The following is a 24,415-nucleotide window of genomic DNA, read 5'->3' as shown; positions in this document are numbered from 1 at the left end:
TAGTATTCTTCATATACTTATAAGTGATTATTTTAAAGGAGAAAACCATTGAATTCAAAACTTTCATTGAAATTGACTATTTTATCGATTTCTATCTTTTTGATGTCTCATTTAGCAATTGCTCCTGCAATTCCTAAATTGTATGCCTTTTACCATACTCAAAACCCTCATATTGGACTAGCTTCAGTAGAGAGTTTAGTTACTATTCCAGCTATGATGATTACTATTTTTGTTATTTTGAGTAATTTTGTAGTCACAAAACTTGGCAAAAAAAACACGGTCTTACTTGGTTTATGTTTAATCTTAATGTCTGGGTTTATCTCATTTTTTACAAGTAATTTTTCACTTGCGATGGCTAGTCGACTACTTTTGGGTATTGGTATTGGTCTCTATAATTCGCTATCAATTAGTATCATAACGGATTTATATGAGGCTGATGAGAGAGCCAGTATGATTGGTCTTAGAACAGCATCACTCAATATCGGTAAAGCCTTAACTACATTTATTGTTGGATTGGTTTTAGCTATTGGTGTGAATTATATTTATTTGGTTTACCTTCTGGTTATTCCTGTTTTCTTTTCCTTTTGGAAAAATGTTCCAGAGGTTGAAAATCAAACACATACCCTTAAAGCTAGTACAACATTTGATACTAAAGCGGCTTTGTTGATGCTCATCACGTTCTTAGTAGGTATTGCTTATATAGGAGCAACTGTCAAAATTCCAACCTTACTAGTGACAAAATATCACTACGCGACGAGCTTCTCTAGTAATATGTTAACTCTCCTTGCTTTTAGTGGTATTTTAGTTGGATCTGTATTTGGAAAATTAGTTAAAGTATTCCAAGAGAAGACGCTATTAATCATGATTCTAGCTATGGGAATAGGTAATGTGCTATTTGCTTTAGCTAATAATCAGATCATTTTTATCGTAGCTAGTATTTTAATAGGAGCTAGTTTTGTTGGCACCATGTCTTCTGTATTCTTTTATATTTCAAAAAACTATGCAAAAGAACATAATAACTTTATCACAAGCCTTGCCTTAACAGCTGGTAATATAGGAGTTATTTTGACACCGCTTATTTTAACGAAACTTCCAAGCCAGCTACATCTGGAACCTTTTATGACACCATTTTTAATAACAAGTGGGCTGATGGTGATTAATGTCTTTGTTTACCTAGTTTTAATGTCAAAAAATAAATAAAAAGTTATCCGAAAGGATAACTTTTTTCGAATAGTAAAAGTAGGAGAAAAAATGTTAATTGCTAAAGACAAACAAGGAAATTTAATTAATCTACTCGAGTCTCATCCGGGAAAGGGACAGTATTTTTGTCCAACTTGTTGTTCAGCTGTAAGGTTAAAGGCAGGTCGAATCATGAGAAGACACTTTGCACATATTAGTCTAAAAAATTGTCAGTTTTATCATGAAAATGAGTCTAATGAGCACTTGCAATTAAAAGCAAAGTTATATATGAGTTTAAGTAGAGAGAATGAAACTATGCTCGAGCATCATTTGCCAGAAATTAATCAGATTGCAGATTTATTTGTGAATGAGACATTGGCTTTAGAAGTTCAGTGTAGCCGACTATCAGAGCAGCGACTCAGGGAGCGAACAAAAGCATATCTACAGGCAGACTTTCAAGTGAGATGGTTACTAGGGGAAAAACTCTGGTTAAAGCATCGTTTAACAAATCTACATAAACAATTTTTACAATTTTCTCAAAGTATCGGATTTCATATTTGGGAGTTAGATTTGAGGTTAGAAGTACTGAGACTAAAATATTTGATTTACGAAGATTTACGCGGACATGTCTATTACTTAAGTAAAACTTGCCCTCTTAGTGGAGACGTTCTAGCATTTTTGAAGTGGCCATACCAATCAAAAAATCTAAATTTTTATAAGGTTAAACAAGACAGAAATATCAGAGATTATGTGCGTCAGCAGTTACGCTATGGCAATCAATTTTGGTTACGAAAACAAGAAAAGGCCTACCTTTCTGGTCAGAATCTATTGACCCAAGAGCTAATGATGTTTTTTCCTCAAATACAGCCACCACGTGTAGATACTGATTTTTGTCAAATAACAAATTCTCTAACATCGTTTTATCAGAATTTTACAAATTATTATCAAAAAAATAAGAATAACTTAGACCAAACACTTTATCCCCCTGTATTTTATGATAAAATAGTCACTAAGAATTAAACTGGAGGATACAAAATGTCAGACAATCGCTCACATATTGAAGAAAAATACCAATGGGATTTAACTACTGTCTTTGCGACTGATGAGTTATGGGAAACTGAAGTGGTAGAGCTTACTCAAGCCATCGATAATGCAAAGGGTTTTTCAGGTCATCTGTTGGACTCAAGCCAATCTTTATTGGAGATCACGGAGGTTGAATTAGATTTATCTCGCCGTTTAGAAAAAGTTTATGTCTATGCTTCAATGAAAAATGACCAAGACACCACTGTTGCGAAATATCAAGAATTTCAAGCGAAAGCGACAGCGCTCTATGCAAAATTTAGTGAAACATTTTCGTTTTACGAGCCAGAACTATTGCAACTTTCAGAGTCTGATTACCAGTCATTCCTTTTAGAAATGCCTGACTTGCAAAAATATGATCATTTCTTTGAGAAAATATTTGCAAATAAACCTCATGTCTTATCTCAAAACGAAGAAGAATTGTTAGCTGGTGCTAGTGAGATTTTTGGAGCAGCTGGTGAGACATTTGAAATCCTTGATAATGCAGATATGGTCTTCCCAGTTGTAAAAAATGCAAAAGGTGAGGAAGTTGAGCTTACACATGGTAATTTCATTTCCCTTATGGAATCTAGCGATAGGACGGTTCGAAAAGAAGCATATCAAGCTATGTATAGCACATATGAACAATTCCAGCATACTTACGCTAAAACATTACAAACAAATGTGAAATCTCAAAATTTTAAGGCTCGTGTGCATCATTATCAATCAGCACGCCAATCAGCTCTATCTGCCAATTTTATTCCAGAAGAGGTCTACGAAACTCTAATTAAGACAGTTAATCATCATTTACCGCTCTTACATCGTTATATGAAGTTGCGTCAAAAAGTTCTTGGGCTAGATGATTTGAAGATGTATGACGTATATACACCCCTTTCTCAAATGGATATGAGTTTTACTTATGATGAAGCTCTAAAAAAATCAGAGGAGGTTCTAGCTATTTTTGGCGAAGCATATTCTGAACGTGTTCATCGTGCTTTTACTGAACGTTGGATTGATGTCCATGTTAACAAAGGAAAGAGGTCAGGCGCTTATTCAGGTGGATCTTATGACACTAATGCTTTCATGCTTCTTAACTGGCAAGATACTTTAGATAATCTTTATACGCTGGTGCATGAAACTGGACATAGTCTACACTCGACGTTTACTCGTGAAAATCAACCCTATGTTTATGGTGATTATTCTATTTTCCTAGCTGAAATTGCATCAACAACAAATGAAAATATATTAACAGAAACCCTTTTGAAAGAAGTTAAAGATGATAAAAATCGCTTTGCAATTCTCAATCATTATTTGGACGGTTTCAAAGGAACAATTTTTAGGCAAACACAGTTCGCTGAATTCGAACATGCCATTCATGTAGCTGATCAGGAGGGGCAAGTACTAACTAGCGAATACTTAAACAATCTTTACGCTGAGCTTAATGAAAAATATTATGGTTTGACTAAAGAAGATAATCATTTTATTCAATATGAATGGGCAAGAATTCCACACTTTTACTACAATTATTATGTTTTCCAATATGCAACCGGCTTCGCAGCAGCAAATTATTTAGCAGAGCGTATTGTAAACGGTAATCCGGAGGATAAAGAGGCCTACCTAAATTACCTTAAAGCTGGGAATTCAGATTACCCTCTAAACGTCATTGCTAAAGCTGGTGTTGATATGACTAGTGCAGACTATCTGGATGCAGCTTTTAGAGTATTTGAAGAGCGTTTAGTGGAACTGGAAAATCTTGTAGCAAAAGGCGTCCATAATGATTAAGTTGAAAATATAGCTATTGAAGTAAAACCAGTCAACTAGACTGGTTTTTGATAGTGATCAGTTATTTTATAGTTTGTTTTGAGAGTGGTTTTGGTAAAGTTAGTTAGTGGAAAACTCAATAGGTGGAAATACCTACCCAAGTTATGATTTTTATGAGACCAAAACTGCTATTGTCAAAAAAGAAGGGAAATAGGATGAAGAAGCTTACTTTTATTTGGGATTTAGATGGGACATTAATAGATTCGTATGTACCAATTATGGAAGCTCTTGAAGAAACCTATCGTCATTTTGGTTTAATATTTGATAAAGAATTAATCCATGAATATATTTTACAGGAATCAGTGGGGAAATTATTGGTAAACCTTTCAGAGGAAGAGCAAATACCTCATGAAAAACTGAAAGCATATTTTACAAAAGAACAAGAAAGTCGAGATTCTAAAATACATTTAATGCCATATGCAAAAGAGATTTTAGAATGGACCAAAGAACAAGATATCCCCAATTTTATGTATACACATAAAGGAGCAAGTACGCATTCAGTGTTGGAAACCTTGCAGATCTCTCATTATTTTGATGAAATTTTAACTGGTGTTTCGGGATTCGAGCGAAAACCACATCCACAAGGGATTAATTATTTAGTTAAACGATATTCTTTAGATAAATCAATGACTTATTACATAGGAGATCGTCCACTAGATTTGGAGGTTGCTCAAAATGCTGGTATAAAATCCATAAACTTAAGGTTAGAGAATTCCAAAGAAAACTATAATATTTCAAGTCTCAAAGATATAATATCACTTGATTTCACTCGTTTGGATTAAATCATTCTCAGAGTTAGACATTTTTTGCTATAATAAAAAAGTTATTATTTAAAATAGAAAAGAGGAGCCAAAAGTGGTTCAATCTTACAGTAAAAATGCTAATCATAATATGCGTCGTCCAGTAGTTAAAGAAGAAATTGTTCAATATATGCGTCAGCACCAAAAACAAAATAATGGCTGTTTAGCAGAGTTAGAAGCATTTGCTAAACAGGAAAATATCCCTATTATACCTCATGAAACAGCGACTTATTTTCGTTTTTTGATGCAAACATTACAACCTAAGCACATTTTAGAAATTGGAACAGCTATTGGTTTTTCGGCCCTTTTGATGGCAGAAAACGCTCCTGAAGCAAAGATAACAACGATCGATCGTAATGAAGAGATGATTGCCTTGGCTAAGGAAAACTTTGCAAAATATGATAATCACAATCAGATAACCCTTTTGGAAGGCGATGCTGTGGATGTGTTACAAACATTGGATAAATCTTACGATTTTGTATTCATGGATTCTGCTAAGTCTAAATATATCGTTTTTTTACCTCAAGTATTAAAACATTTAGATGTTGGAGGAGTAGTTGTTTTAGATGATATTTTCCAAGGTGGAGATATTGCAAAACCTATCGATGAAGTGAGAAGAGGTCAGCGAACTATCTACCGAGGTCTGCAACGTTTATTTGACTCGACTTTGCAACATCCTGATTTAACTGCTACTTTGGTACCTTTGGGAGATGGTTTATTGATGATTCGTAAAAATGCAGATCATATTGTACTAGAAGATTAAGGCATTTTTAAGAAATTATGATATAATAATGGAGTTAATGACAAAAAGGAGTTATAAATCATGAAAACAAGATCAAAACTTGCAGCAGGCTTTTTGACACTTATGTCAGTTGCCACATTAGCTGCCTGCTCAGGTAAAACATCAAATGGAACAAATGTTGTTACAATGAAGGGCGACACTATTACAGTCTCTGATTTTTATGATCAAGTAAAAACATCAAAAGCTGCACAACAATCAATGCTTACATTGATCCTCTCACGTGTTTTTGATACACAGTATGGTGATAAAGTTTCAGATAAAAAAGTATCAGAAGCTTATAATAAGACAGCTAAAGGCTATGGTAATTCATTTTCAAGCGCACTTTCACAAGCAGGTTTGACTCCGGAAGGTTACAAACAACAAATTCGCACAACTATGCTTGTGGAATATGCTGTAAAAGAAGCAGCTAAGAAAGAATTAACAGAAGCAAACTATAAAGAAGCATATAAAAACTATACTCCTGAAACTTCTGTACAAGTAATCAAATTGGATGCAGAAGATAAAGCTAAATCTGTCCTTAAAGATGTAAAGGCTGATGGAGCTGATTTTGCAAAGATTGCAAAAGAAAAAACAACAGCTACTGATAAGAAAGTTGAGTATAAATTTGATTCTGCAGGGACAACCCTCCCTAAAGAAGTTATGTCAGCAGCCTTTAAGCTAGATAAAAATGGTGTTTCAGATGTGGTTTCAACGGTTGATTCAACAACTTATAAAACAAGTTACTACATCATTAAAGTAACTGATAAGACAGAGAAAAAATCTGATTGGAAATCTTACAAAAATCGCTTAAAAGAAGTTATTCTTAAGGATAAAACAAGCGATAGAGCCTTCCAAAATAAAGTGATTTCAAAAGCCTTAGAAAAAGCTAATGTTAAGATTAAAGATAAAGCATTTGCGGGCATCTTATCACAATATGCTACAACAAGTGGTTCATCATCACTTAAAAAATAGTTGACCAAGTCTTAAAAAGACTGTATAATTAATACTATTGAGAATGAAATTTCAACGATTAGATACAGAAAAGTGACGGTTGCTGCGAGTCACGGATAATCAGAAAAAGATGCTACTCAATGGGGTAAAACTAAAAATAAATGAGAATGACAAGTTCATTGAATGAAGGTGGTACCGCGGTTTTCGCCCTTCGTAATGGACTTGTCTTTTGCTATTTGTCAACTTTCGAGGAGGAAGAGATATGGCTACTTTTCAAATTAAAGAAAAAATGTTTTCTCTAGGCGGTAAATTTACTATTACAGACCAGACTGGGCTTCCCTGTTATCACGTTGAAGGAAGTTTGTTCCCTCTACCTAAGACTTTTAAAGTCTTTGACGAAGAGGGGCATCTCATTAGTCAGATTGAGAAGAAGGTTTTAAGTTTTTTACCAAAGTTTAATGTGACATTAGCCAATGGGAATCATTTCACGATTAAGAAAGATTTCTCATTTTTGAAACCTCACTACACCATTGAAGACCTTGATATGGAAGTTAAGGGAAATTTTTGGGATATGGATTTCCAACTCTTAAAAGACAATCAAGTTATAGCAAACATATCTCAACAGTGGTTTCGTATGACTTCAACTTATCAGGTAGAAGTTTACAATGAAACTTACAACGATTTGACAATTTCGCTTGTCATAGCGATCGACTATGTCAAAGAGTTAGAAAAAAATGCATCAAACTAATTTTAGGAGAGAATAATGAAAGAATTATCGTCTGCACAAATCCGCCAAATGTGGTTGGATTTCTGGAAATCCAAAGGACATTCCGTTGAGCCTTCAGCTAACTTGGTTCCTGTGAACGACCCAACGCTTCTTTGGATCAACTCAGGTGTTGCAACCTTGAAAAAATATTTTGATGGTTCAGTGATTCCAGAAAATCCACGTATTACCAATGCACAAAAATCAATTCGTACTAATGATATTGAAAATGTTGGTAAAACAGCACGTCACCATACTATGTTTGAAATGCTTGGTAACTTCTCAATTGGAGACTATTTCCGTGATGAAGCTATTGAGTGGGGATTTGAACTCTTGACAAGTCCTGAATGGTTTGACTTCCCTAAAGACAAGCTCTACATGACTTATTACCCAGATGACAAGGATTCATATAACCGTTGGATTGCTTGTGGCGTTGAACCAAGTCACTTGGTGCCAATCGAGGATAACTTCTGGGAAATCGGTGCTGGTCCTTCAGGTCCAGATACTGAGATTTTCTTCGACCGTGGTGAAGATTTTGATCCAGAAAATATCGGACTTCGCCTTTTGGCTGAAGATATCGAAAACGATCGTTACATCGAAATCTGGAACATCGTTCTCTCACAATTCAATGCTGATCCTGCTGTGCCACGTTCAGAATACAAAGAATTGCCAAACAAAAACATTGATACGGGTGCTGGTCTTGAACGTCTTGCAGCTGTTATGCAAGGGGCAAAAACAAACTTTGAAACTGACCTTTTCATGCCTATCATCCGTGAAGTAGAAAAATTGTCAGGTAAAACTTACGATCCAGATGGCGACAACATGAGTTTCAAGGTTATCGCTGACCACATCCGTGCGCTTTCATTTGCTATCGGTGATGGTGCGCTTCCTGGAAATGAAGGTCGTGGTTACGTTCTTCGTCGTCTTCTTCGTCGTGCGGTTATGCACGGTCGCCGTCTTGGCATCAACGAAACTTTCCTTTACAAATTGGTTCCGACTGTTGGACAAATCATGGAAAGCTACTACCCAGAAGTGCTTGAAAAACGTGATTTTATCGAGAAAATCGTTAAACGTGAGGAAGAAACATTTGCTCGTACTATCGATGCAGGTAGCGGTCACTTGGATTCATTGCTTACGCAGCTTAAAGCTGAAGGTAAAGATACACTTGAAGGTAAAGATATCTTCAAACTTTATGATACTTATGGATTCCCGGTTGAATTGACAGAGGAATTGGCAGAAGATGCAGGCTACAAGATTGACCACGAAGGATTCAAAGCAGCCATGAAAGAACAACAAGACCGTGCGCGTGCAGCTGTTGTTAAGGGGGGTTCAATGGGTATGCAAAATGAAACCCTAGCTGGTATTGTTGAAGAATCACGCTTCGACTACGGAGCTGACAGCCTTGAATCAAATCTTTCAGTCATCATCGCTGACAATGAACGTACTGAAGCAGTTTCAGAAGGTCAAGCTCTTCTTGTCTTTGCTCAAACACCATTCTATGCTGAAATGGGTGGACAGGTTGCTGACCACGGTGTCATCAAAAATGATAAGGGTGACACAGTTGCTGAGGTTGTTGATGTTCAAAAAGCACCAAATGGTCAACCTCTACACACTGTAAACGTTTTGGCATCACTTTCAGTTGGAACAAACTACACACTTGAAATCAACAAAGAGCGTCGTTTGGCTGTTGAGAAAAACCACACAGCAACTCACTTGCTCCATGCAGCTCTTCACAATGTTATCGGTGAACACGCAACTCAGGCTGGTTCATTGAACGAAGAAGAATTCTTGCGCTTTGATTTTACTCACTTTGAAGCAGTAAGCAATGAGGAACTTCGTCACATTGAACAAGAAGTTAATGAGCAAATTTGGAACGATCTTACGATCACAACGACTGAAACTGACGTTGAAACCGCAAAAGAGATGGGAGCAATGGCACTTTTTGGTGAGAAATATGGTAAAGTGGTTCGTGTGGTTCAAATTGGTAATTATTCTGTTGAACTTTGCGGTGGAACTCACTTAAATAATTCTTCAGAAATCGGTCTCTTCAAGATTGTCAAAGAAGAAGGTATTGGTTCAGGTACTCGTCGTATTATTGCAGTTACTGGTAGACAAGCTTTTGAAGCTTATCGTAACCAAGAGGATGCACTAAAAGAGATCGCTGCTACTGTAAAAGCTCCGCAATTGAAAGATGCAGCAGCTAAAGTACAAGCTCTTAGCGACTCACTTCGTGATCTTCAAAAAGAAAATGTAGAGCTTAAAGAAAAAGCAGCAGCTGCAGCAGCTGGTGATGTCTTTAAAGATATTCAAGAAGCTAAGGGCGTGCGCTTCATTGCTAGTCAAGTTGATGTTGCAGACGCAGGTGCACTTCGTACATTTGCTGATAACTGGAAACAAAAAGACTACTCTGATGTGCTTGTTCTCGTAGCAGCTATTGGTGAGAAGGTTAATGTCCTTGTTGCAAGCAAAACTAAAGATGTCCACGCTGGTAACATGATCAAAGGATTGGCACCAATTGTAGCAGGTCGTGGTGGTGGTAAACCAGACATGGCTATGGCAGGTGGTAGCGATGCAAGTAAAATTGCAGAGTTGCTAGCAGCAGTTGCAGAAAATTTATAAGAAACACCTCTCATTTAGTTAGTAAATAAAACAGACAAAGGGCAGAACATCGTTCTGTTCCTTTGTGTATATAGGAGAAATATGGTTGGTTTAGGAACAGTTATCAATGTTATTCTTATTATAGTTGGAGGCTTTGTAGGTTTATTTTTGAAAAATTTTTTGAAAGAATCACTTCAAAAGAGCCTTATGCAAGCCATGGGAGTTGCAGTTTTATTTATTTCGATATCAGGTGTTTTGGAGAAAATGATGTTAGTCGAAAAGTCACATCTCATCTCTAATCATACAAATATGATGATTATTACTCTTGCTCTAGGTACGGTACTTGGAGAGTTGCTATCACTAGATTCGTATATTGATAAATTTGGGAACTATCTTAAGCAAAAAACAGGAAGTGGTAACGATATTAAATTTGTGGAGGCATTCGTCACCTCAACTTGTACCGTTTGTATTGGAGCAATGGCCGTTGTTGGTAGCATTCAAGATGGTATAGCAGCAGATCATTCGATTTTATTTGCTAAGGGAATGTTAGACATGATTATTATTGCAATTATGACAGTGTCTTTAGGGAAAGGAGCTCTATTTTCTGCACTTCCTGTCGCTTTACTACAAGGTAGCCTTACGATTGTTGCTTTTTTCATGGGGAGTCTACTTAATCCATCATCTTTAGATTACCTTAACTTAGTAGGAAATATGCTTATATTCTGTGTCGGTGTTAATTTACTCTTTAACCTAAATATTAAAGTTATCAATATGTTGCCAGCAATTATTTTAGCTATATTATGGGGAAGTTTTATATAAAAGATAACCAAGTTTTAACTCAAACTTGGTTTTTCTTTAGACATATGTTAGGATGAAAGAAGATATACTACGGAGAGGATCCAACTCATGAATCTATTATTTTCTATTGATGATATGTACGTAGATCATTTTAAAGTGATGCTTTATTCGCTTGTCCGACAAACCAAGAATCGTAAGTTAGAGATATATGTCTTACAAAAAACATTACTCAAACGTCATACAGAACTTATTCAATATACTCAAAATTTAGAAGTTGGCTATCATCCAATAATTGTAGGTACCGAAGTATTTGCTCAGGCACCTACAACTGATCGCTATCCAGATACAATATATTATCGACTTTTGGCTCATAAATTTTTACCTGAGACCTTAGATAGGATACTTTATTTAGATGCAGATATGCTTTGCTTAAATGATTTCTCAAGTTTATATGATATGGAGTTAGGTGATCAACTATATGCAGCGGCAAGTCATAATACTGATGGTAAGTTTCTAGATTATGTCAATAAATTACGGTTAAAAAATGTAGAGCTAGAATCCTCTTATTTCAATACAGGGGTACTCTTGATGAACTTGCCTGCTATACGAAAAGTTGTTCATCAACAAACTATCTTAGATTACATAATGCAAAACCGTGGTCGTCTAATCTTACCAGATCAGGATATCTTAAATGGCTTATACGCTAATTTGGTTAAATCAATACCTGATGAAATTTATAATTATGATGCTAGGTATAGTCTTATTTATCAATTAAAAAGTCGCAATGAATGGGATTTAGAGTGGGTTATTAACCATACTGTTTTTTTACATTTTGCAGGACGAGATAAACCATGGAAAAAAGATTATAGAGGACGTTACTCGGGCCTTTATAAGTTTATGGCTAAAGAGGCTTTAACTAAAAATTGAAGATTTAAAAGGTTACTAAATTATTTCTATTTAGTAACTTTTTTTGGGGTGATATTTTAATGATATCAATAATCTTTGCTAATAATTATTTATAAAAAGGAAAAATAATATCAAAGGAGGAGCGTGTTAAAATCACTTAATCATTGAACAATCAAATTAATCATTGTTTCAAAAGCATAATGGTTTTAGGAGTTACTCAAATGAAAAAGGAATTTATTATTACAGGTCGGATGGTTGCAAGAGTTATGGAAACCCTAGTTTGCTTATGTATGGTAAGTAATCTTGTTCTTGATATGCTTGATATAATAGAAATAAATGAAATTGTATTTTGTGTGTTGGTAGCATCAATTGCAGGGCTTGAGTTTTGTTTGCAAAAAGAAAGGGAGTAGATAGATGGAATTGTTTGGCTTAATGGCTTTTTATGGTCATGACGTATATTGGTGTACCTAAAGAGCAAAAGGCACTCAGTCGTAGGGGTAAACAATTAGAAAAAATAAATCAGGGAGGAAAAACACTTATGTCACAAATGATTCAAGATTTAGTAGGAAGCACATGTATGATTTATTTAGAGGATGGTTCTCAAACTCATCCTTATGAGATTTTAAAGGTAGATGAGGATTGGGTACAGATTCGTCGCAACTTGAAACGAAGTAAAGAGGAGGTGCGTATTGTCCGTATTCATGATATCAAGGAATTGCGTCCAGTCAATAAATAGAGCGAGGAATAAATCTATATATCATTTTATAAAGGAGAAAAATGATGGGATTAATTTTAAAAAATAGACTCAAAGAATTGCGTGCACGAGATGGTATCAATCAAACAGAACTCGCTAAATTAACAGGAGTCTCAAGACAAACAATTAGCCTAATTGAACGCGGAGAATATACGCCATCTGTTATTATTGCTATGAAGATTTCTCAAGTATTTAAAGAATCCCTAGAGAATGTTTTTAGTTTAGTGTCAATGGAGGAATAATGATGAAAAATTTTATAAAACAAAGTGATACTACATTTGTTCGAATTATCAAAAGTCTTTTAATTGGTGGTTTTATAGGGGCCATACTTGGTTCCGTAGGAGCTCTTTTTATCATATTTGGTCAAGATAAGTACTTATCTGAAATTAATATTGTTCAATATTTCCTATGGGTTAGTCGTATTGTTGTAATTATAACAGCTCTCTTTAGTCTCATCTACCTCTATCAGATTCAAAAATATCAGAAAGTTTTTTTCAATGTTGATGAAAGTCAATCTGAAGAAATTTATCGCCAGATTAATTTAAGACATTCTTATGGGATGACTTTTGTGTCAATTTCAATAGTACTCAGTATAGTTAATACTTTATTTAACTATAAACTAAATATTTTTGATGATTCAGTTACTTTAGTTATTCCAATATATGATTTATCACTGCTATTTGTTTTATTGGGTTTACATATATATTTTTTAAAGGTATATCGGAATATCCGAGGTATAAAAATGACAGTCGCTCCAACTTTAAAAGAGTTGAAAAACAATGTCTTACAATTGGACGAAGCAGAGTTGGAATCAAATTATAAGATGTGTTTTGATATTGTCATGAATTTAAGTGGTTTTATTTTCCCTACGATCTATTTTGTATTATTCTTTATCTCATTTGTTTTTCAAAAAGTGGAGATTGTAGCAATTATTATAACAACATCTATTCATATCTACATTCTCATTAAGTCTTTAAAAGCAGCACGTCATTTTTATAGATAGTAGTAGCTAGATTTTTTATCAAAAAACTTATATTAGTGTAAAATAAAAGGATTGATTCTCTGAAAATCAGTCCTTTTATTTTTTCTATTTCTTAGGTAAAAAGAAGCTAGGGTAGCTGATAACTAAAATAATAATACTAATGACTACAAAAAATAGAGTTAACAAACCAGCAGTACCATTGACGCTTAATGAGTATAATGTAGCAGACATACCTTTTGGTGCATAACTAGCCCAAAAAATAACACCAGCGATATAATGCCAAACATAACGAACAAATGTTGCTAATATTGCTCCAGATAATGCTAATGATAAAGCTTTAGTTTTAGAGCTGCTGCTAAGTGCATCTTTAAATTTAGCAGAAAATACGCCTGCAACTCCCATACTTATAAATGCTAAGATGTATTCTATAAAAACTTGGGATAAACTAAGGTAATATACTTTGGAAAGAACAAAGTGCAATAAGCCCCAAATTAAGCCAGCAAATAGACCGTATTTTGTACCACGACGTAATGCAAAAAGTATCAGAGGAATTGCTCCAAAAGAGGGAGTGAACCATGACGCAAAATCAGGAATCATTGATAAAGCCATAGCAAGCGCTGCAAAAATAGCAGTTTCAATAAGACAGGTAGTGTTGTTATTTTTTGACATAAAAAATCTCCTTTTTTTATACAGCAAAGGAGATTCTTTTGTCATTTGTCATGTTTAACCAATTCAAACCACAATTCCTACGCTCGTCCTAACGAGATCAGGTTAGAGGATTTTGCATATCTGCAATCTCAGCTCAAGGCACTCCCTTGTGTATTTACTCTAACATTCTATCTTGAAAGGGTTTGCTTGTCAAGAAATTTGTATTTAACTAGAAAAAGACACTAAATCAGTGTCTTTTTCTTATAATCCATAGTTATAGTCATCATCATGCATAGCTTCAACGCTACCAAGTAGGTAACCATTACCTACTTGAGAGAAGAAGTCATGGTTTGATGTTCCTGTTGAAATACCATTCATAACAATTGGGTTGACATCATTTGCTGTATCTGGGAATAAAGGATCTTGTCCTAAATTCATAAGAGCTTTATTAGCATTGTAGCGTAAAAAGGTCATAACTTCTTCAGTCCATCCTACGCCATCATAAAGTGTCTTGGTGTATTTTTCTTCGTTTTCATACAGCTGATAAAGGAGGTCATACATCCAATCACGAAAATTCTCTTGCTCATCTTCTGGTAATTCGTTAAAACCAAGCTGGAATTTGTAACCGATATAAGTACCATGTACAGATTCATCACGAATAATTAATTTAATGATTTCAGCAACATTTGCTAACTTATTATTTCCCAAATAGTAAAGAGGTGTGAAAAAGCCAGAATAAAAAAGGAAAGTTTCGAGGTAGGTGGAAGCCACCTTTTTTTGAAGGGCATTTCCATTAGCATAAATGTCATTGATAATACGTGCTTTTTCTTGAAGGAACTCATTATTATTAGTCCACTCGAAAATTTCTTCAATTTCTGATTTAGTATTTAAAGTTGAGAAAATTGAAGAATAAGATTTAGCGTGAACAGATTCCATGAATTGAATATTGTTTAAGACAGCTTCTTCGTGAGGCGTGCGAACATCGGCACGAATAGCTTCAATACCAGTTTCTGATTGCATGGTATCAAGTAGGGTTAAGCCTCCAAAAACCTTGCCAACAAGATCTTTTTCTTGAGCAGAAAGTTTGCGCCAATCGTCTAAGTCATTTGATAAAGGGATACGTGTATCGAGCCAAAATTGTTCGGTTAGTTTTTCCCAAGTTGATTTATCAATAACATCTTCAATTTCGTTCCAGTTTATAGCTTCGTAGTAAGTTGTCATGGTTTTCTCCAATGGTAAATAGGTTTTTATATAATGATGATGGAAGAAGAGTAGAATATAGAATTCTGATCTAGCAATATTTCAAGTATTATCGATTTTTAGAAAAATAAAGATGAAAATACCTTAGAAAATAAGATAACATCATGAAACTGAGATAGTTTATCTCAGTCTAGTTTCTGATGTTTTAAGTAGAGTTTCTTCGTTAGATGACACAACTTTCGCATTGATTAGCTCCGACTTCGCTACCATCATCTGTAAAAGTACGGATATAGTAGATTGATTTCACACCTTTGTTGAAAGCATAGTTGCGTAGGATTGAAAGGTCGCGAGTAGTCTGCTTACTTTCTGTTTTCCACTCGTACAACTCCTTTGGTAATTCGCTTCGTAAAAAGAGTGTCATTGAGAGACCTTGGTCTACGTGCTCAGTTGCTGCGGCATAGACGTCTATTACTTTACGCATATCCATATCATAGGCAGAAGTGTAATAAGGGATAGTATCTGTAGCTAAGCCATTAGCTGGATAATAAATTTTCCCGATTTTTTTCTCTTGACGCTCTTCAATACGTTGTGTAATAGGGTGGATAGATGCTGAACAATCGTTGATATACGAAATAGAACCATTCGGAGCAACTGCAAGCCGATTTTGATGATATAGTCCGTCTTTCATAACTGCGTATCTAAGGTTTTCCCAATCTTTAGCTTCGGGGATAAAATGATTAGCAAATAGGGATTTTACTTTGTCAGATTGTGGAACAAATTTTCCAGATACATATTTATCAAAGTATGTACCGTCAGCGTATTTTGATTTTCCAAAACCTACAAATGTTGTTTGACGTTCGCGGGCAATATTGTTTGATTCTACTAAGGTCCAGTAGTTCATTAGCATGAAATAAATATCAGTAAATTCAATTGATTCTGGACTACCATATTCGATATGATTTTTTGCCAAATAGGAGTGGAGTCCCATTGCTCCAAGTCCAAATGTATGTGCTTGAGCATTTCCGTTTTTAATAGTTGGAACAGCTTCAATATTTGATGAGTCAGTAACGAAAGTTAAAGCACGAGTCATTGTTTTAATTGATTTTCCAAAATCAGGAGATGTCATCATATTTAAAACATTAGTTGAGCCAAGGTTACAAGAAATATCAGTTCCCATTTCAAGGTATTCTTGAGCATCATTGATAAGACTTGGTTTTTGTACTTGCAAAATCTCAGAGCAAAGATTTGACATGATAATTTTTCCATCAACAGGGTTAGTACGATTAGCAGTGTCAATATTGATGATGTAAGGATAACCTGATTCTTGTTGAAGTTTAGAAATCTCTGTTTCTAAATCACGAGCATTGATTTTTGTTTTAGTGATATTAGGGTTAGCGACTAATTCATCGTATTTTTCGGTAATATCAATATAGCTGAAAGGAACACCATATTCACGTTCGATACTATAAGGACTAAACAAGTACATTTCTTGATTGTTACGTGCTAGTTCATAGAATTTATCGGGTACAGTAATCCCTAATGACAATGTTTTAACACGTACTTTTTCATCAGCATTTTCTTTTTTAGTTGATAAGAATGAAATAATATCTGGATGGAAAACGTCAAGGTAAACAACTCCAGCACCTTGGCGTTGTCCAAGTTGGTTGGAGTAAGAAAAACTGTCTTCAAATAATTTCATGACTGGAACGACTCCAGAAGCAGCACCAGCAAAACCTTTGATAGGAGCTCCAGCCTCACGAAGGTTACTAAGTGATATTCCAACCCCACCACCAATACGAGATAATTGAAGAGCTGAATTAATCGAACGACCAATAGCATTCATATCATCAGTTACTTGGATTAAGAAACATGAGACTAATTCTCCGCGACGACTTCGACCAGCATTTAAAAAACTTGGTGTTGCAGGTTGATAGCGTTGTGAAATCATTTCTAGAGCTAAGTCAGTTGCTAGTTCTTCATCACCGTCTGCAAAATAAAGAGCGTTAAAGAGAACGCGATCTTCAATACTTTCTAAATAGTATTCTCCATCATTTGTTTTTAATGCATACTGCTGATAAAACTTATAGGCTGCCATGAAGGATTTAAAACGAAACTTTTTATCGAAGAGTTTGGTAGATAATTCTTCAATAAATTCAGGACGATATTTATTGAGGAAAGCTTCTTCAAGATAATCATACTTAAGGAGGTAAGCAATTTTATCAGTGATTGAGTCAAAAGCTTTTGAATTAGGCTGTACGTTTTCTTTGAAAAAAGCAGTTAAGGCTTCTTTATCTTTATGGAGTGGGATTTGTCCATTAACAGGACGGTTAATTTCATTATTTAGGCGAAAGTAAGATACATCGCCAATATTTTTTAAACTCATTGAATTTATCCTCTTAACTTAACAATACAAAATGGGAATAAAGCAATTAATTGCTTTATTCCCAGACTCTAATTTGCTTAAACAAGTTCTTTTAGTTTGCTTGGTTGGAAACCTGAAAAAACAACATTACCAGCTTCAATCACTGGAGCCGCAGAAAAGCCGAGATTTTTCACATATTCAATTTTTTCTGGTTTTTCATCAATATTAATTTCTTCAAAATCAGCGCCGTGCTGGTCAAGAAATTTCTTAGTCATTTTACATTGCATACAGTTGTTTTTCGAAAAAACAGTAATAGCTGCCATGTTGTCCTCCTAATTTTTTTCATGGTAATAGCATATAAAAAAAGAATGGAAAAAGCAAGTGTTTTATTTCTAACAAAACACAATATATAGTGTCTTAAAATAAAATGAGACACTATATTTCGTTTTTTAGGGTTAGTTTAAAAGCTTTCAGCCTGTTTTCCAATTCCTTTCAGAAGAACATAAAAAAATCATTTTTAGAATTCTATTTTTAAATTCTAAGACTCTCATTTTTAATATGAAAAGCTGTGGAAAACATTCAAGTTTTTTTCTGTTTGAGACATTTAATCTTGAAAATTAAAAAGCAATATGTTATACTTTTAACTTGTAAGGGTTACCAATAGGTGACTCAAATATTTACAAATGACAAAAGGAGAACCATAATATGGCTTCAAAAGATTTCCACATTGTTGCAGAAACAGGTATTCACGCACGTCCAGCTACTTTGCTTGTCCAAACAGCTAGCAAATTTGCTTCAGACATCACGCTTGATTACAAAGGTAAAGCAGTAAACCTTAAATCAATCATGGGTGTTATGAGTCTTGGTGTTGGTCAAGGTGCTGATGTTACTATTTCAGCAGAAGGTGCAGATGCAGATGATGCAATTGCAGCTATCGAAGAAACAATGACAAAAGAAGGATTGGCATAAGAAAATGACAGAAATGCTTAAAGGAATCGCAGCCTCTGATGGTGTTGCAGTTGCTAAAGCATATCTACTTGTCCAACCGGATTTGTCATTTGAGACTGTAACAGTCGAAGATACAAACGCAGAAGAAGCTCGCCTTGATGTTGCACTCCAAGCTTCACAAGACGAGCTTTCTGTTATCCGTGAGAAGGCAGTAGAAAGCTTAGGCGAAGAAGCCGCAGCTGTATTTGATGCTCATTTAATGGTTCTTTCTGACCCAGAAATGATTAATCAAATTAAAGAGACTATTCGTGCAAAACAAGTAAATGCAGAAACAGGTCTTAAAGAAGTGACTGATATGTTCATCACTATCTTTGAAGGTATGGAAGATAACCCATACATGCAAGAACGTGCAGCAGATATCCGTGATGTTGCCAAACGTGTCTTAGCACATCTTTTGGGTGTTAAATTACCAAACCCAGCAACTATCAATGAAGAATCAATCGTTATTGCACACGATTTGACACCTTCTGATACAGCTCAATTAAATAAACAATTTGTTAAAGCTTTTGTAACAAATATTGGAGGGCGTACAAGTCACTCAGCTATTATGGCACGTACACTCGAAATCGCAGCTGTTCTTGGTACAAATGATATTACTGAACGTGTTCAAGATGGTCAGTTGATTGCTGTTAATGGTATTACTGGTGAAGTTATCATTGAACCAACTGAAGCTCAAATTTCAGCCTTCAAGGCAGCAGGTGAAGCTTATGCCAAACAAAAAGCTGAATGGGCACTTCTTAAGGATGCACAAACAGTTACTGCTGATGGTAAACATTTTGAATTAGCTGCTAATATCGGTACACCTAAAGATGTTGAGGGTGTTAACGAAAATGGAGCAGAAGCAGTTGGTCTTTACCGTACAGAGTTCTTATATATGGATTCACAAGATTTCCCAACAGAAGATGAGCAATATGAAGCATATAAAGCAGTTCTTGAGGGTATGAATGGTAAACCAGTTGTTGTTCGTACAATGGATATCGGTGGAGATAAAGAGCTTCCTTACTTTGATCTTCCAAAAGAGATGAACCCATTCTTAGGATTCCGTGCATTGCGTATTTCAATTTCTGAAACTGGTGATGCAATGTTCCGCACACAAATCCGAGCACTTCTTCGTGCTTCAGTTCATGGACAGCTACGCATCATGTTCCCAATGGTTGCTTTGCTTAAAGAATTCCGTGCTGCTAAAGCTATATTTGAAGAAGAGAAAGCGAACTTGTTAGCTGACGGTGTAGCAGTAGCTGAAGGCATTGAAGTTGGTATTATGATTGAAATCCCAGCGGCAGCTATGCTTGCAGACCAATTTGCAAAAGAAGTTGATTTCTTCTCAATTGGTACTAATGATCTTATCCAATACACAATGGCTGCGGACCGTATGAATGAGCAAGTTTCATACCTCTATCAACCATACAATCCATCAATCCTTCGTTTGATTAACAACGTTATCAAAGCTGCTCATGCTGAAGGTAAATGGGCAGGTATGTGTGGTGAGATGGCCGGTGATCAAACTGCGGTTCCACTTCTTGTTGGTATGGGATTGGATGAATTCTCAATGTCAGCAACCTCAGTACTTCGTACACGTAGCTTAATGAAAAAATTGGACACAGCTAAAATGGAAGAATACGCTAATCGTGCTCTTTCAGAGTGTTCAACTATGGAAGAAGTTATCGAACTTCAAAAAGAATACGTTGACTTTGACTGAGAATAATAAAAAAGTAGGGATTAAAAAATCTCTACTTTTTTATTGAAAGTTTGGATATTGTTAAGTTTCTAAGAAAAATATGTCAGATAATTGAAATAAATAGATAAAGTGATAGAATAAACCTATTACAATGTAAAAGGAGATTTACTTTGACAAAAGAATATCAAAATTATGTCAATGGCGAATGGAAATCATCTGTTAATCAGATTGAGATTTTGTCACCAATTGATGATTCTTCATTGGGATTCGTGCCAGCGATGACTCGAGAAGAAGTTGATCATGCTATGAAAGCGGGTCGTGAGGCTTTACCAGCCTGGGCTGCTTTGACAGTATATGAACGTGCACAATACCTTCATAAAGCCGCAGACATTATTGAACGTGATAAAGAAGAAATTGCTACTGTTTTAGCAAAAGAAATTTCTAAAGCTTACAATGCTTCAGTAACTGAGGTTGTAAGGACAGCTGATCTTATTCGTTATGCAGCAGAAGAAGGAATTCGTTTATCAACTTCAGCTGACGAAGGTGGAAAAATGGATGCTTCAACAGGTCATAAGTTGGCTGTTATTCGTCGTCAACCAGTAGGTATCGTTTTAGCAATCGCACCTTATAATTACCCTGTTAACCTCTCAGGATCAAAAATTGCGCCAGCTCTAATTGGTGGAAACGTTGTGATGTTTAAACCACCAACACAAGGTTCAGTCTCAGGACTTGTTTTAGCAAAAGCTTTTGCAGAAGCAGGTCTTCCAGCAGGTGTCTTTAATACTATTACAGGACGCGGTTCTGAGATTGGAGATTACATTGTTGAGCATGAAGAAGTTAATTTTATTAACTTTACAGGATCAACGCCAGTTGGAAAACGTATTGGTAAGTTAGCAGGAATGCGTCCAATTATGCTTGAGTTGGGTGGTAAGGATGCAGGTGTCGTCTTAGCTGATGCTGACCTTGACAACGCTGCTAAACAAATCGTTGCAGGTGCTTATGATTACTCCGGACAACGCTGTACGGCAATTAAGCGTGTACTTGTCGTTGAAGAAGTTGCAGATGAATTGGCAGAAAAAATATCTGAAAATGTAGCAAAATTATCAGTAGGTGATCCATTTGATAATGCAACGGTGACACCGGTTATTGATGATAATTCAGCCGACTTTATTGAAAGCTTAGTAGTAGATGCACGTCAAAAAGGTGCGAAAGAATTGAATGAATTTAAACGTGATGGTCGTCTATTAACTCCAGGATTGTTTGATCATGTTACTTTAGATATGAAACTAGCTTGGGAAGAGCCTTTTGGACCAATTCTCCCAATTATTCGTGTCAAGGATGCAGAAGAAGCTGTTGCTATTGCCAACAAATCTGATTTTGGATTACAATCATCAGTCTTTACACGTGATTTCCAAAAAGCATTTGATATAGCAAATAAACTTGAAGTTGGTACAGTTCACATTAACAATAAGACTGGACGTGGTCCTGATAATTTCCCATTCTTAGGACTCAAAGGATCTGGTGCAGGTGTTCAAGGTATCAGATATTCAATTGAAGCAATGACAAATGTAAAATCGATAGTTTTTGATATGAAATAGACGTAAAACGACTCAACTATTGTCAGTTGAGTCGTTTTATAAACCTCTTTTACATTAAAAATAAAGAATTATATAATCTTCTAAAGTGGTTTTATTTTTGTGATATAATTGTCATAAAAAATAACAAAAGAGTCATTATATGAAGAAATTAATTATAGGTATTTTTAGTCTAATTATTATAGCGATTCTTGCTTGGCAAGGTTTTTCGTTTTTGAAACATAAAGAAATAAAACTTCAACAAGCTGTTGTTGAAAAAGAAATTCGCATAGCCGAGAAAACGGTAGAAGTGGTGAAAAGACAGAAAACTGAACGTGTTCTTTTTCTTGAACCTAAAGGATATGACAAAAGTCTAAGCGCTGATATTTTAAAGTGGAATCAAAAAAGCTTTGAGCATAAAAAATTTTATGACAATCAATACATTATTCTACGTCCTCAATTAGCAGATTCTAACTTTGCAAATGTTAAAAAATTATCCATTTATCAAATCTTATATCAAAAGGAAAAAGGAAGTATGTTTCAAAAATCAAGTCGCCTTTTGAGAACCTACTTACTTGATCAAAATAAGAAACCTTTTGAATTAGATGAGCTTTTAGCTCATAATATATCTGGATTTAAGGCTATTTTAGAAAATATAGCTCCAGGAACTCAACTAAAGGAACATGATAGCAATAAAGAATTTTTAAAAACTGGAAGAGTAACAGATGGGCTAGATGTTAAAGATGGTAAGTTAATTATTAATGATTTAAAATTACCACTTGATAAATTATATAATGTGATCGATGAGTCATATTTAAAATCAAGTGATCTAGATTTAGTTTCTAATTTAAAAGCTAAAGCACCACGTGTTGCACTTACCTTTGATGATGGACCAAATGAAAAAACGACTCCTAAAGCCTTAGAAATCCTTAAAAGATATAATGCTAAAGCGACTTTCTTTGTAATGGGACAAAGTGCTGTAGGGCACACAGATATTTTACAAAGGATGCATGCTGAAGGTCATGAGATTGGTAATCATACATGGGATCATCCTAATTTAACCAAACTACCAGCGGAGAAAATCAAGGAAGAGATTCATAAGACTAATGATCTGATTATGAAAGCAACAGGACAAAAACCGGTGTACTTACGTCCCCCTTACGGAGCAACAAATGCTACTGTAAAAACAGTGACAGGATTGAAAGAAATGTTGTGGTCAGTTGATACAGAAGACTGGAAAAATCATAATACACAAGCAATGATGACCAATATCAAAAAACAATTACGTCCTGGAGGAGTGATTTTGATGCATGATATTCACCAGACAACCATAGATGCTCTGCCTACAATTATGGATTATCTGACAACCCAGGGCTATTATTTTGTTACTGTAGGTGAATTATATTCAACGCCTTAATAAAAAAAGAAACAAGTTACTTGTTTCTTTTTTTATTTTAAATGTAATTTTTGATTGTGAAGTACAAGTTCTGTAACGGTGGCGTATTTTTTAAGTTGTTTGAGCTCTTCTTTATGTGTTACAAATGTAATAACACATCCCTCTTTCCCCATACGACCAGTTCGTCCAGAACGATGTGTATATGTTTCTTTGTCGCGTGCGATATCAAAATTAATCACATATTCTAGGTTGTCGATATCAATGCCACGAGCTACCAAATCAGTTCCTAGGAGTAATGAAATATCATGGTTTTTAAATTTCTCTAAGATAACTTTACGGAATTTAATATTAATATCGCTTGCTAAAGAAACTGCCGAGGCCCTATTAAATTGTAAACGTTCTTCACATGCACCTAAGTCTGATAAGCTGTTAAAAAAGACAAGACCTCTAAAATCAGGAATATTTGAAAATTTACGAAGTAGGTCAGTACGCTCTCTTTTATCAACTGTAATATAATAATGTTTTATAGTATCAAGTTTTTGATTAGATAGATCGATTGTTATAGTGTTATCGGCAAGTTTACTATTGTCCAGTTTGTTGGTGGCACTAATGTAAATCATTTGCTGATCACGAGGAACGCGATTAATAATATTGTCCACAAAATGATATTGTGAGTCGCCGAGTAATTCATCGAATTCATCAAGGACGATAGTATTAATGTTCATCATTTTTATTTTTTTTAGTTTCACAAGTTCAAATACGCGTCCAGCAGTTCCTATAAGAATTTCTGGTCCTTTTTTTAGTCGCTCAATTTGGCGTTTTTGACTAGAACCTGAAAGGAATAGTTGTGCGGTCAGTCCTAATGGTTCAGCCCATTCTTTTGTAACGTCGAAGATTTGTCCAGCTAATTCTGAATTTGGAGCTAAAATTAAGAGTTGTTGGCTCTTTTTAGGTTGCAACTTAAGAAGCGTTGGGAAAAGGTATGCTAGAGTTTTACCAGTACCTGTAGGGCTAATTCCAAGGATATTATCACCATCAGTAATAGGTTGAAAAAGTTTATTTTGAATATCTGTTAGATCATCAAATTGACGCTGGGTTAATTTATCCTGCCATTGGTCTGGAAATTTTGTTATCATAAGAATCCTCTTGTTATTTTA

Annotated in this window: 23 protein-coding genes and 1 riboswitch; of the genes, 18 read left to right on the top strand and 5 right to left on the bottom strand. The window is 35.1% G+C overall.

The annotated features are described in order from the left end of the window. Nucleotides 1-48: 48 nt before the first annotated feature. From EGX70_RS03450 to EGX70_RS03385, 14 genes are all read left to right on the top strand, one after another. A complete protein-coding gene (locus tag EGX70_RS03450; RefSeq protein WP_123947919.1) occupies nucleotides 49-1,200 on the top strand; it encodes an MFS transporter in 1,152 nt (383 codons plus the stop codon). 51 nt (nucleotides 1,201-1,251) lie between these two features. Further along, a complete protein-coding gene (locus tag EGX70_RS03445; protein ID WP_000903642.1) occupies nucleotides 1,252-2,199 on the top strand; it encodes a competence protein CoiA in 948 nt (315 codons plus the stop codon). Between the two features lie 15 nt (nucleotides 2,200-2,214). Continuing rightward, a complete protein-coding gene (pepF, locus tag EGX70_RS03440; protein WP_001282902.1) occupies nucleotides 2,215-4,020 on the top strand; it encodes an oligoendopeptidase F in 1,806 nt (601 codons plus the stop codon). A 194-nt stretch (nucleotides 4,021-4,214) separates the two neighbouring features. Further along, the gene (locus tag EGX70_RS03435) at nucleotides 4,215-4,841 is read left to right on the top strand and encodes an HAD hydrolase-like protein (RefSeq protein WP_000736935.1); all 627 of its coding nucleotides are present in this window, start codon (nucleotides 4,215-4,217) and stop codon (nucleotides 4,839-4,841) included. 73 nt (nucleotides 4,842-4,914) lie between these two features. After that, entirely contained in the window at nucleotides 4,915-5,622 is a 708-nt protein-coding gene (locus EGX70_RS03430) for an O-methyltransferase (RefSeq protein WP_000250853.1), read from the top strand. 60 nt (nucleotides 5,623-5,682) lie between these two features. Beyond that, nucleotides 5,683-6,612, top strand: coding sequence for a peptidylprolyl isomerase PrsA (gene prsA / locus EGX70_RS03425; RefSeq protein ID WP_000857822.1), 930 nt, complete (start codon nucleotides 5,683-5,685; stop codon nucleotides 6,610-6,612). Nucleotides 6,613-6,853: 241 nt separating this feature from the next. Continuing rightward, nucleotides 6,854-7,339: an LURP-one-related/scramblase family protein gene (locus EGX70_RS03420; protein ID WP_000190196.1), complete on the top strand. Its 486-nt coding sequence runs from the start codon at nucleotides 6,854-6,856 to the stop codon at nucleotides 7,337-7,339. Between the two features lie 15 nt (nucleotides 7,340-7,354). Further along, nucleotides 7,355-9,973 carry an alanine--tRNA ligase gene (gene alaS / locus EGX70_RS03415; RefSeq protein WP_000661557.1) on the top strand — a complete coding sequence of 873 codons (2,619 nt, stop codon included), beginning with the start codon at nucleotides 7,355-7,357 and terminating at the stop codon, nucleotides 9,971-9,973. 81 nt (nucleotides 9,974-10,054) lie between these two features. Beyond that, entirely contained in the window at nucleotides 10,055-10,771 is a 717-nt protein-coding gene (locus EGX70_RS03410) for a DUF554 domain-containing protein (RefSeq protein ID WP_000232924.1), read from the top strand. 87 nt (nucleotides 10,772-10,858) lie between these two features. Next, entirely contained in the window at nucleotides 10,859-11,677 is an 819-nt protein-coding gene (locus tag EGX70_RS03405) for a glycosyltransferase family 8 protein (protein ID WP_001050372.1), read from the top strand. 200 nt (nucleotides 11,678-11,877) lie between these two features. Continuing rightward, complete coding sequence (locus EGX70_RS03400) at nucleotides 11,878-12,066, top strand: hypothetical protein (RefSeq protein ID WP_000711348.1); 189 nt, start codon at nucleotides 11,878-11,880, stop codon at nucleotides 12,064-12,066. Between the two features lie 32 nt (nucleotides 12,067-12,098). Continuing rightward, complete coding sequence (locus EGX70_RS03395) at nucleotides 12,099-12,392, top strand: hypothetical protein (protein WP_000245558.1); 294 nt, start codon at nucleotides 12,099-12,101, stop codon at nucleotides 12,390-12,392. A gap of 44 nt (nucleotides 12,393-12,436) precedes the next feature. Continuing rightward, a complete protein-coding gene (locus EGX70_RS03390) occupies nucleotides 12,437-12,652 on the top strand; it encodes a helix-turn-helix transcriptional regulator (protein ID WP_000522957.1) in 216 nt (71 codons plus the stop codon). Nucleotides 12,653-12,654: 2 nt separating this feature from the next. Further along, complete coding sequence (locus tag EGX70_RS03385; protein WP_001868051.1) at nucleotides 12,655-13,413, top strand: DUF3169 family protein; 759 nt, start codon at nucleotides 12,655-12,657, stop codon at nucleotides 13,411-13,413. Nucleotides 13,414-13,497: 84 nt separating this feature from the next. On the opposite strand, the gene thiT is transcribed toward EGX70_RS03385, so the two are convergent. From thiT to EGX70_RS03365, 4 genes are all read right to left on the bottom strand, one after another. After that, nucleotides 13,498-14,061: an energy-coupled thiamine transporter ThiT gene (gene thiT / locus EGX70_RS03380; RefSeq protein WP_000042138.1), complete on the bottom strand. Its 564-nt coding sequence runs from the start codon at nucleotides 14,059-14,061 to the stop codon at nucleotides 13,498-13,500. Nucleotides 14,062-14,118: 57 nt separating this feature from the next. Then, nucleotides 14,119-14,217, bottom strand: a riboswitch (TPP riboswitch). An 84-nt stretch (nucleotides 14,218-14,301) separates the two neighbouring features. Further along, nucleotides 14,302-15,261 carry a class 1b ribonucleoside-diphosphate reductase subunit beta gene (gene nrdF, locus EGX70_RS03375; protein WP_000214843.1) on the bottom strand — a complete coding sequence of 320 codons (960 nt, stop codon included), beginning with the start codon at nucleotides 15,259-15,261 and terminating at the stop codon, nucleotides 14,302-14,304. A 202-nt stretch (nucleotides 15,262-15,463) separates the two neighbouring features. Continuing rightward, nucleotides 15,464-17,623: a class 1b ribonucleoside-diphosphate reductase subunit alpha gene (nrdE, locus tag EGX70_RS03370; RefSeq protein WP_123947917.1), complete on the bottom strand. Its 2,160-nt coding sequence runs from the start codon at nucleotides 17,621-17,623 to the stop codon at nucleotides 15,464-15,466. A gap of 77 nt (nucleotides 17,624-17,700) precedes the next feature. Then, nucleotides 17,701-17,925 carry a redoxin NrdH gene (locus EGX70_RS03365; RefSeq protein ID WP_000719060.1) on the bottom strand — a complete coding sequence of 75 codons (225 nt, stop codon included), beginning with the start codon at nucleotides 17,923-17,925 and terminating at the stop codon, nucleotides 17,701-17,703. A gap of 382 nt (nucleotides 17,926-18,307) precedes the next feature. Between EGX70_RS03365 and EGX70_RS03360 the strand changes: the two genes are divergently transcribed. From EGX70_RS03360 to EGX70_RS03345, 4 genes are all read left to right on the top strand, one after another. Next, the gene (locus tag EGX70_RS03360; RefSeq protein ID WP_000146945.1) at nucleotides 18,308-18,571 is read left to right on the top strand and encodes a phosphocarrier protein HPr; all 264 of its coding nucleotides are present in this window, start codon (nucleotides 18,308-18,310) and stop codon (nucleotides 18,569-18,571) included. Between the two features lie 4 nt (nucleotides 18,572-18,575). Continuing rightward, a complete protein-coding gene (gene ptsP / locus EGX70_RS03355; RefSeq protein ID WP_000138153.1) occupies nucleotides 18,576-20,309 on the top strand; it encodes a phosphoenolpyruvate--protein phosphotransferase in 1,734 nt (577 codons plus the stop codon). Nucleotides 20,310-20,458: 149 nt separating this feature from the next. Continuing rightward, on the top strand, nucleotides 20,459-21,886 hold the full coding sequence (locus tag EGX70_RS03350) for an NADP-dependent glyceraldehyde-3-phosphate dehydrogenase (RefSeq protein WP_000159911.1): 1,428 nt from the start codon (nucleotides 20,459-20,461) through the stop codon (nucleotides 21,884-21,886). A gap of 139 nt (nucleotides 21,887-22,025) precedes the next feature. Continuing rightward, on the top strand, nucleotides 22,026-23,279 hold the full coding sequence (locus tag EGX70_RS03345; RefSeq protein WP_000733379.1) for a polysaccharide deacetylase family protein: 1,254 nt from the start codon (nucleotides 22,026-22,028) through the stop codon (nucleotides 23,277-23,279). Nucleotides 23,280-23,311: 32 nt separating this feature from the next. Here EGX70_RS03345 and EGX70_RS03340 read toward each other — a convergent pair whose 3' ends face one another. Continuing rightward, complete coding sequence (locus EGX70_RS03340; RefSeq protein WP_000628861.1) at nucleotides 23,312-24,394, bottom strand: DEAD/DEAH box helicase; 1,083 nt, start codon at nucleotides 24,392-24,394, stop codon at nucleotides 23,312-23,314. Between the last annotated feature and the right edge of the window lie 21 nt (nucleotides 24,395-24,415).

The organism is Streptococcus sp. FDAARGOS_522 (assembly GCF_003812445.1).
GTDB lineage: Bacteria > Bacillota > Bacilli > Lactobacillales > Streptococcaceae > Streptococcus > Streptococcus agalactiae.
Note: the sequence above shows the minus strand (reverse complement) of the source record. Positions and strands in the feature narration are given on the sequence as shown.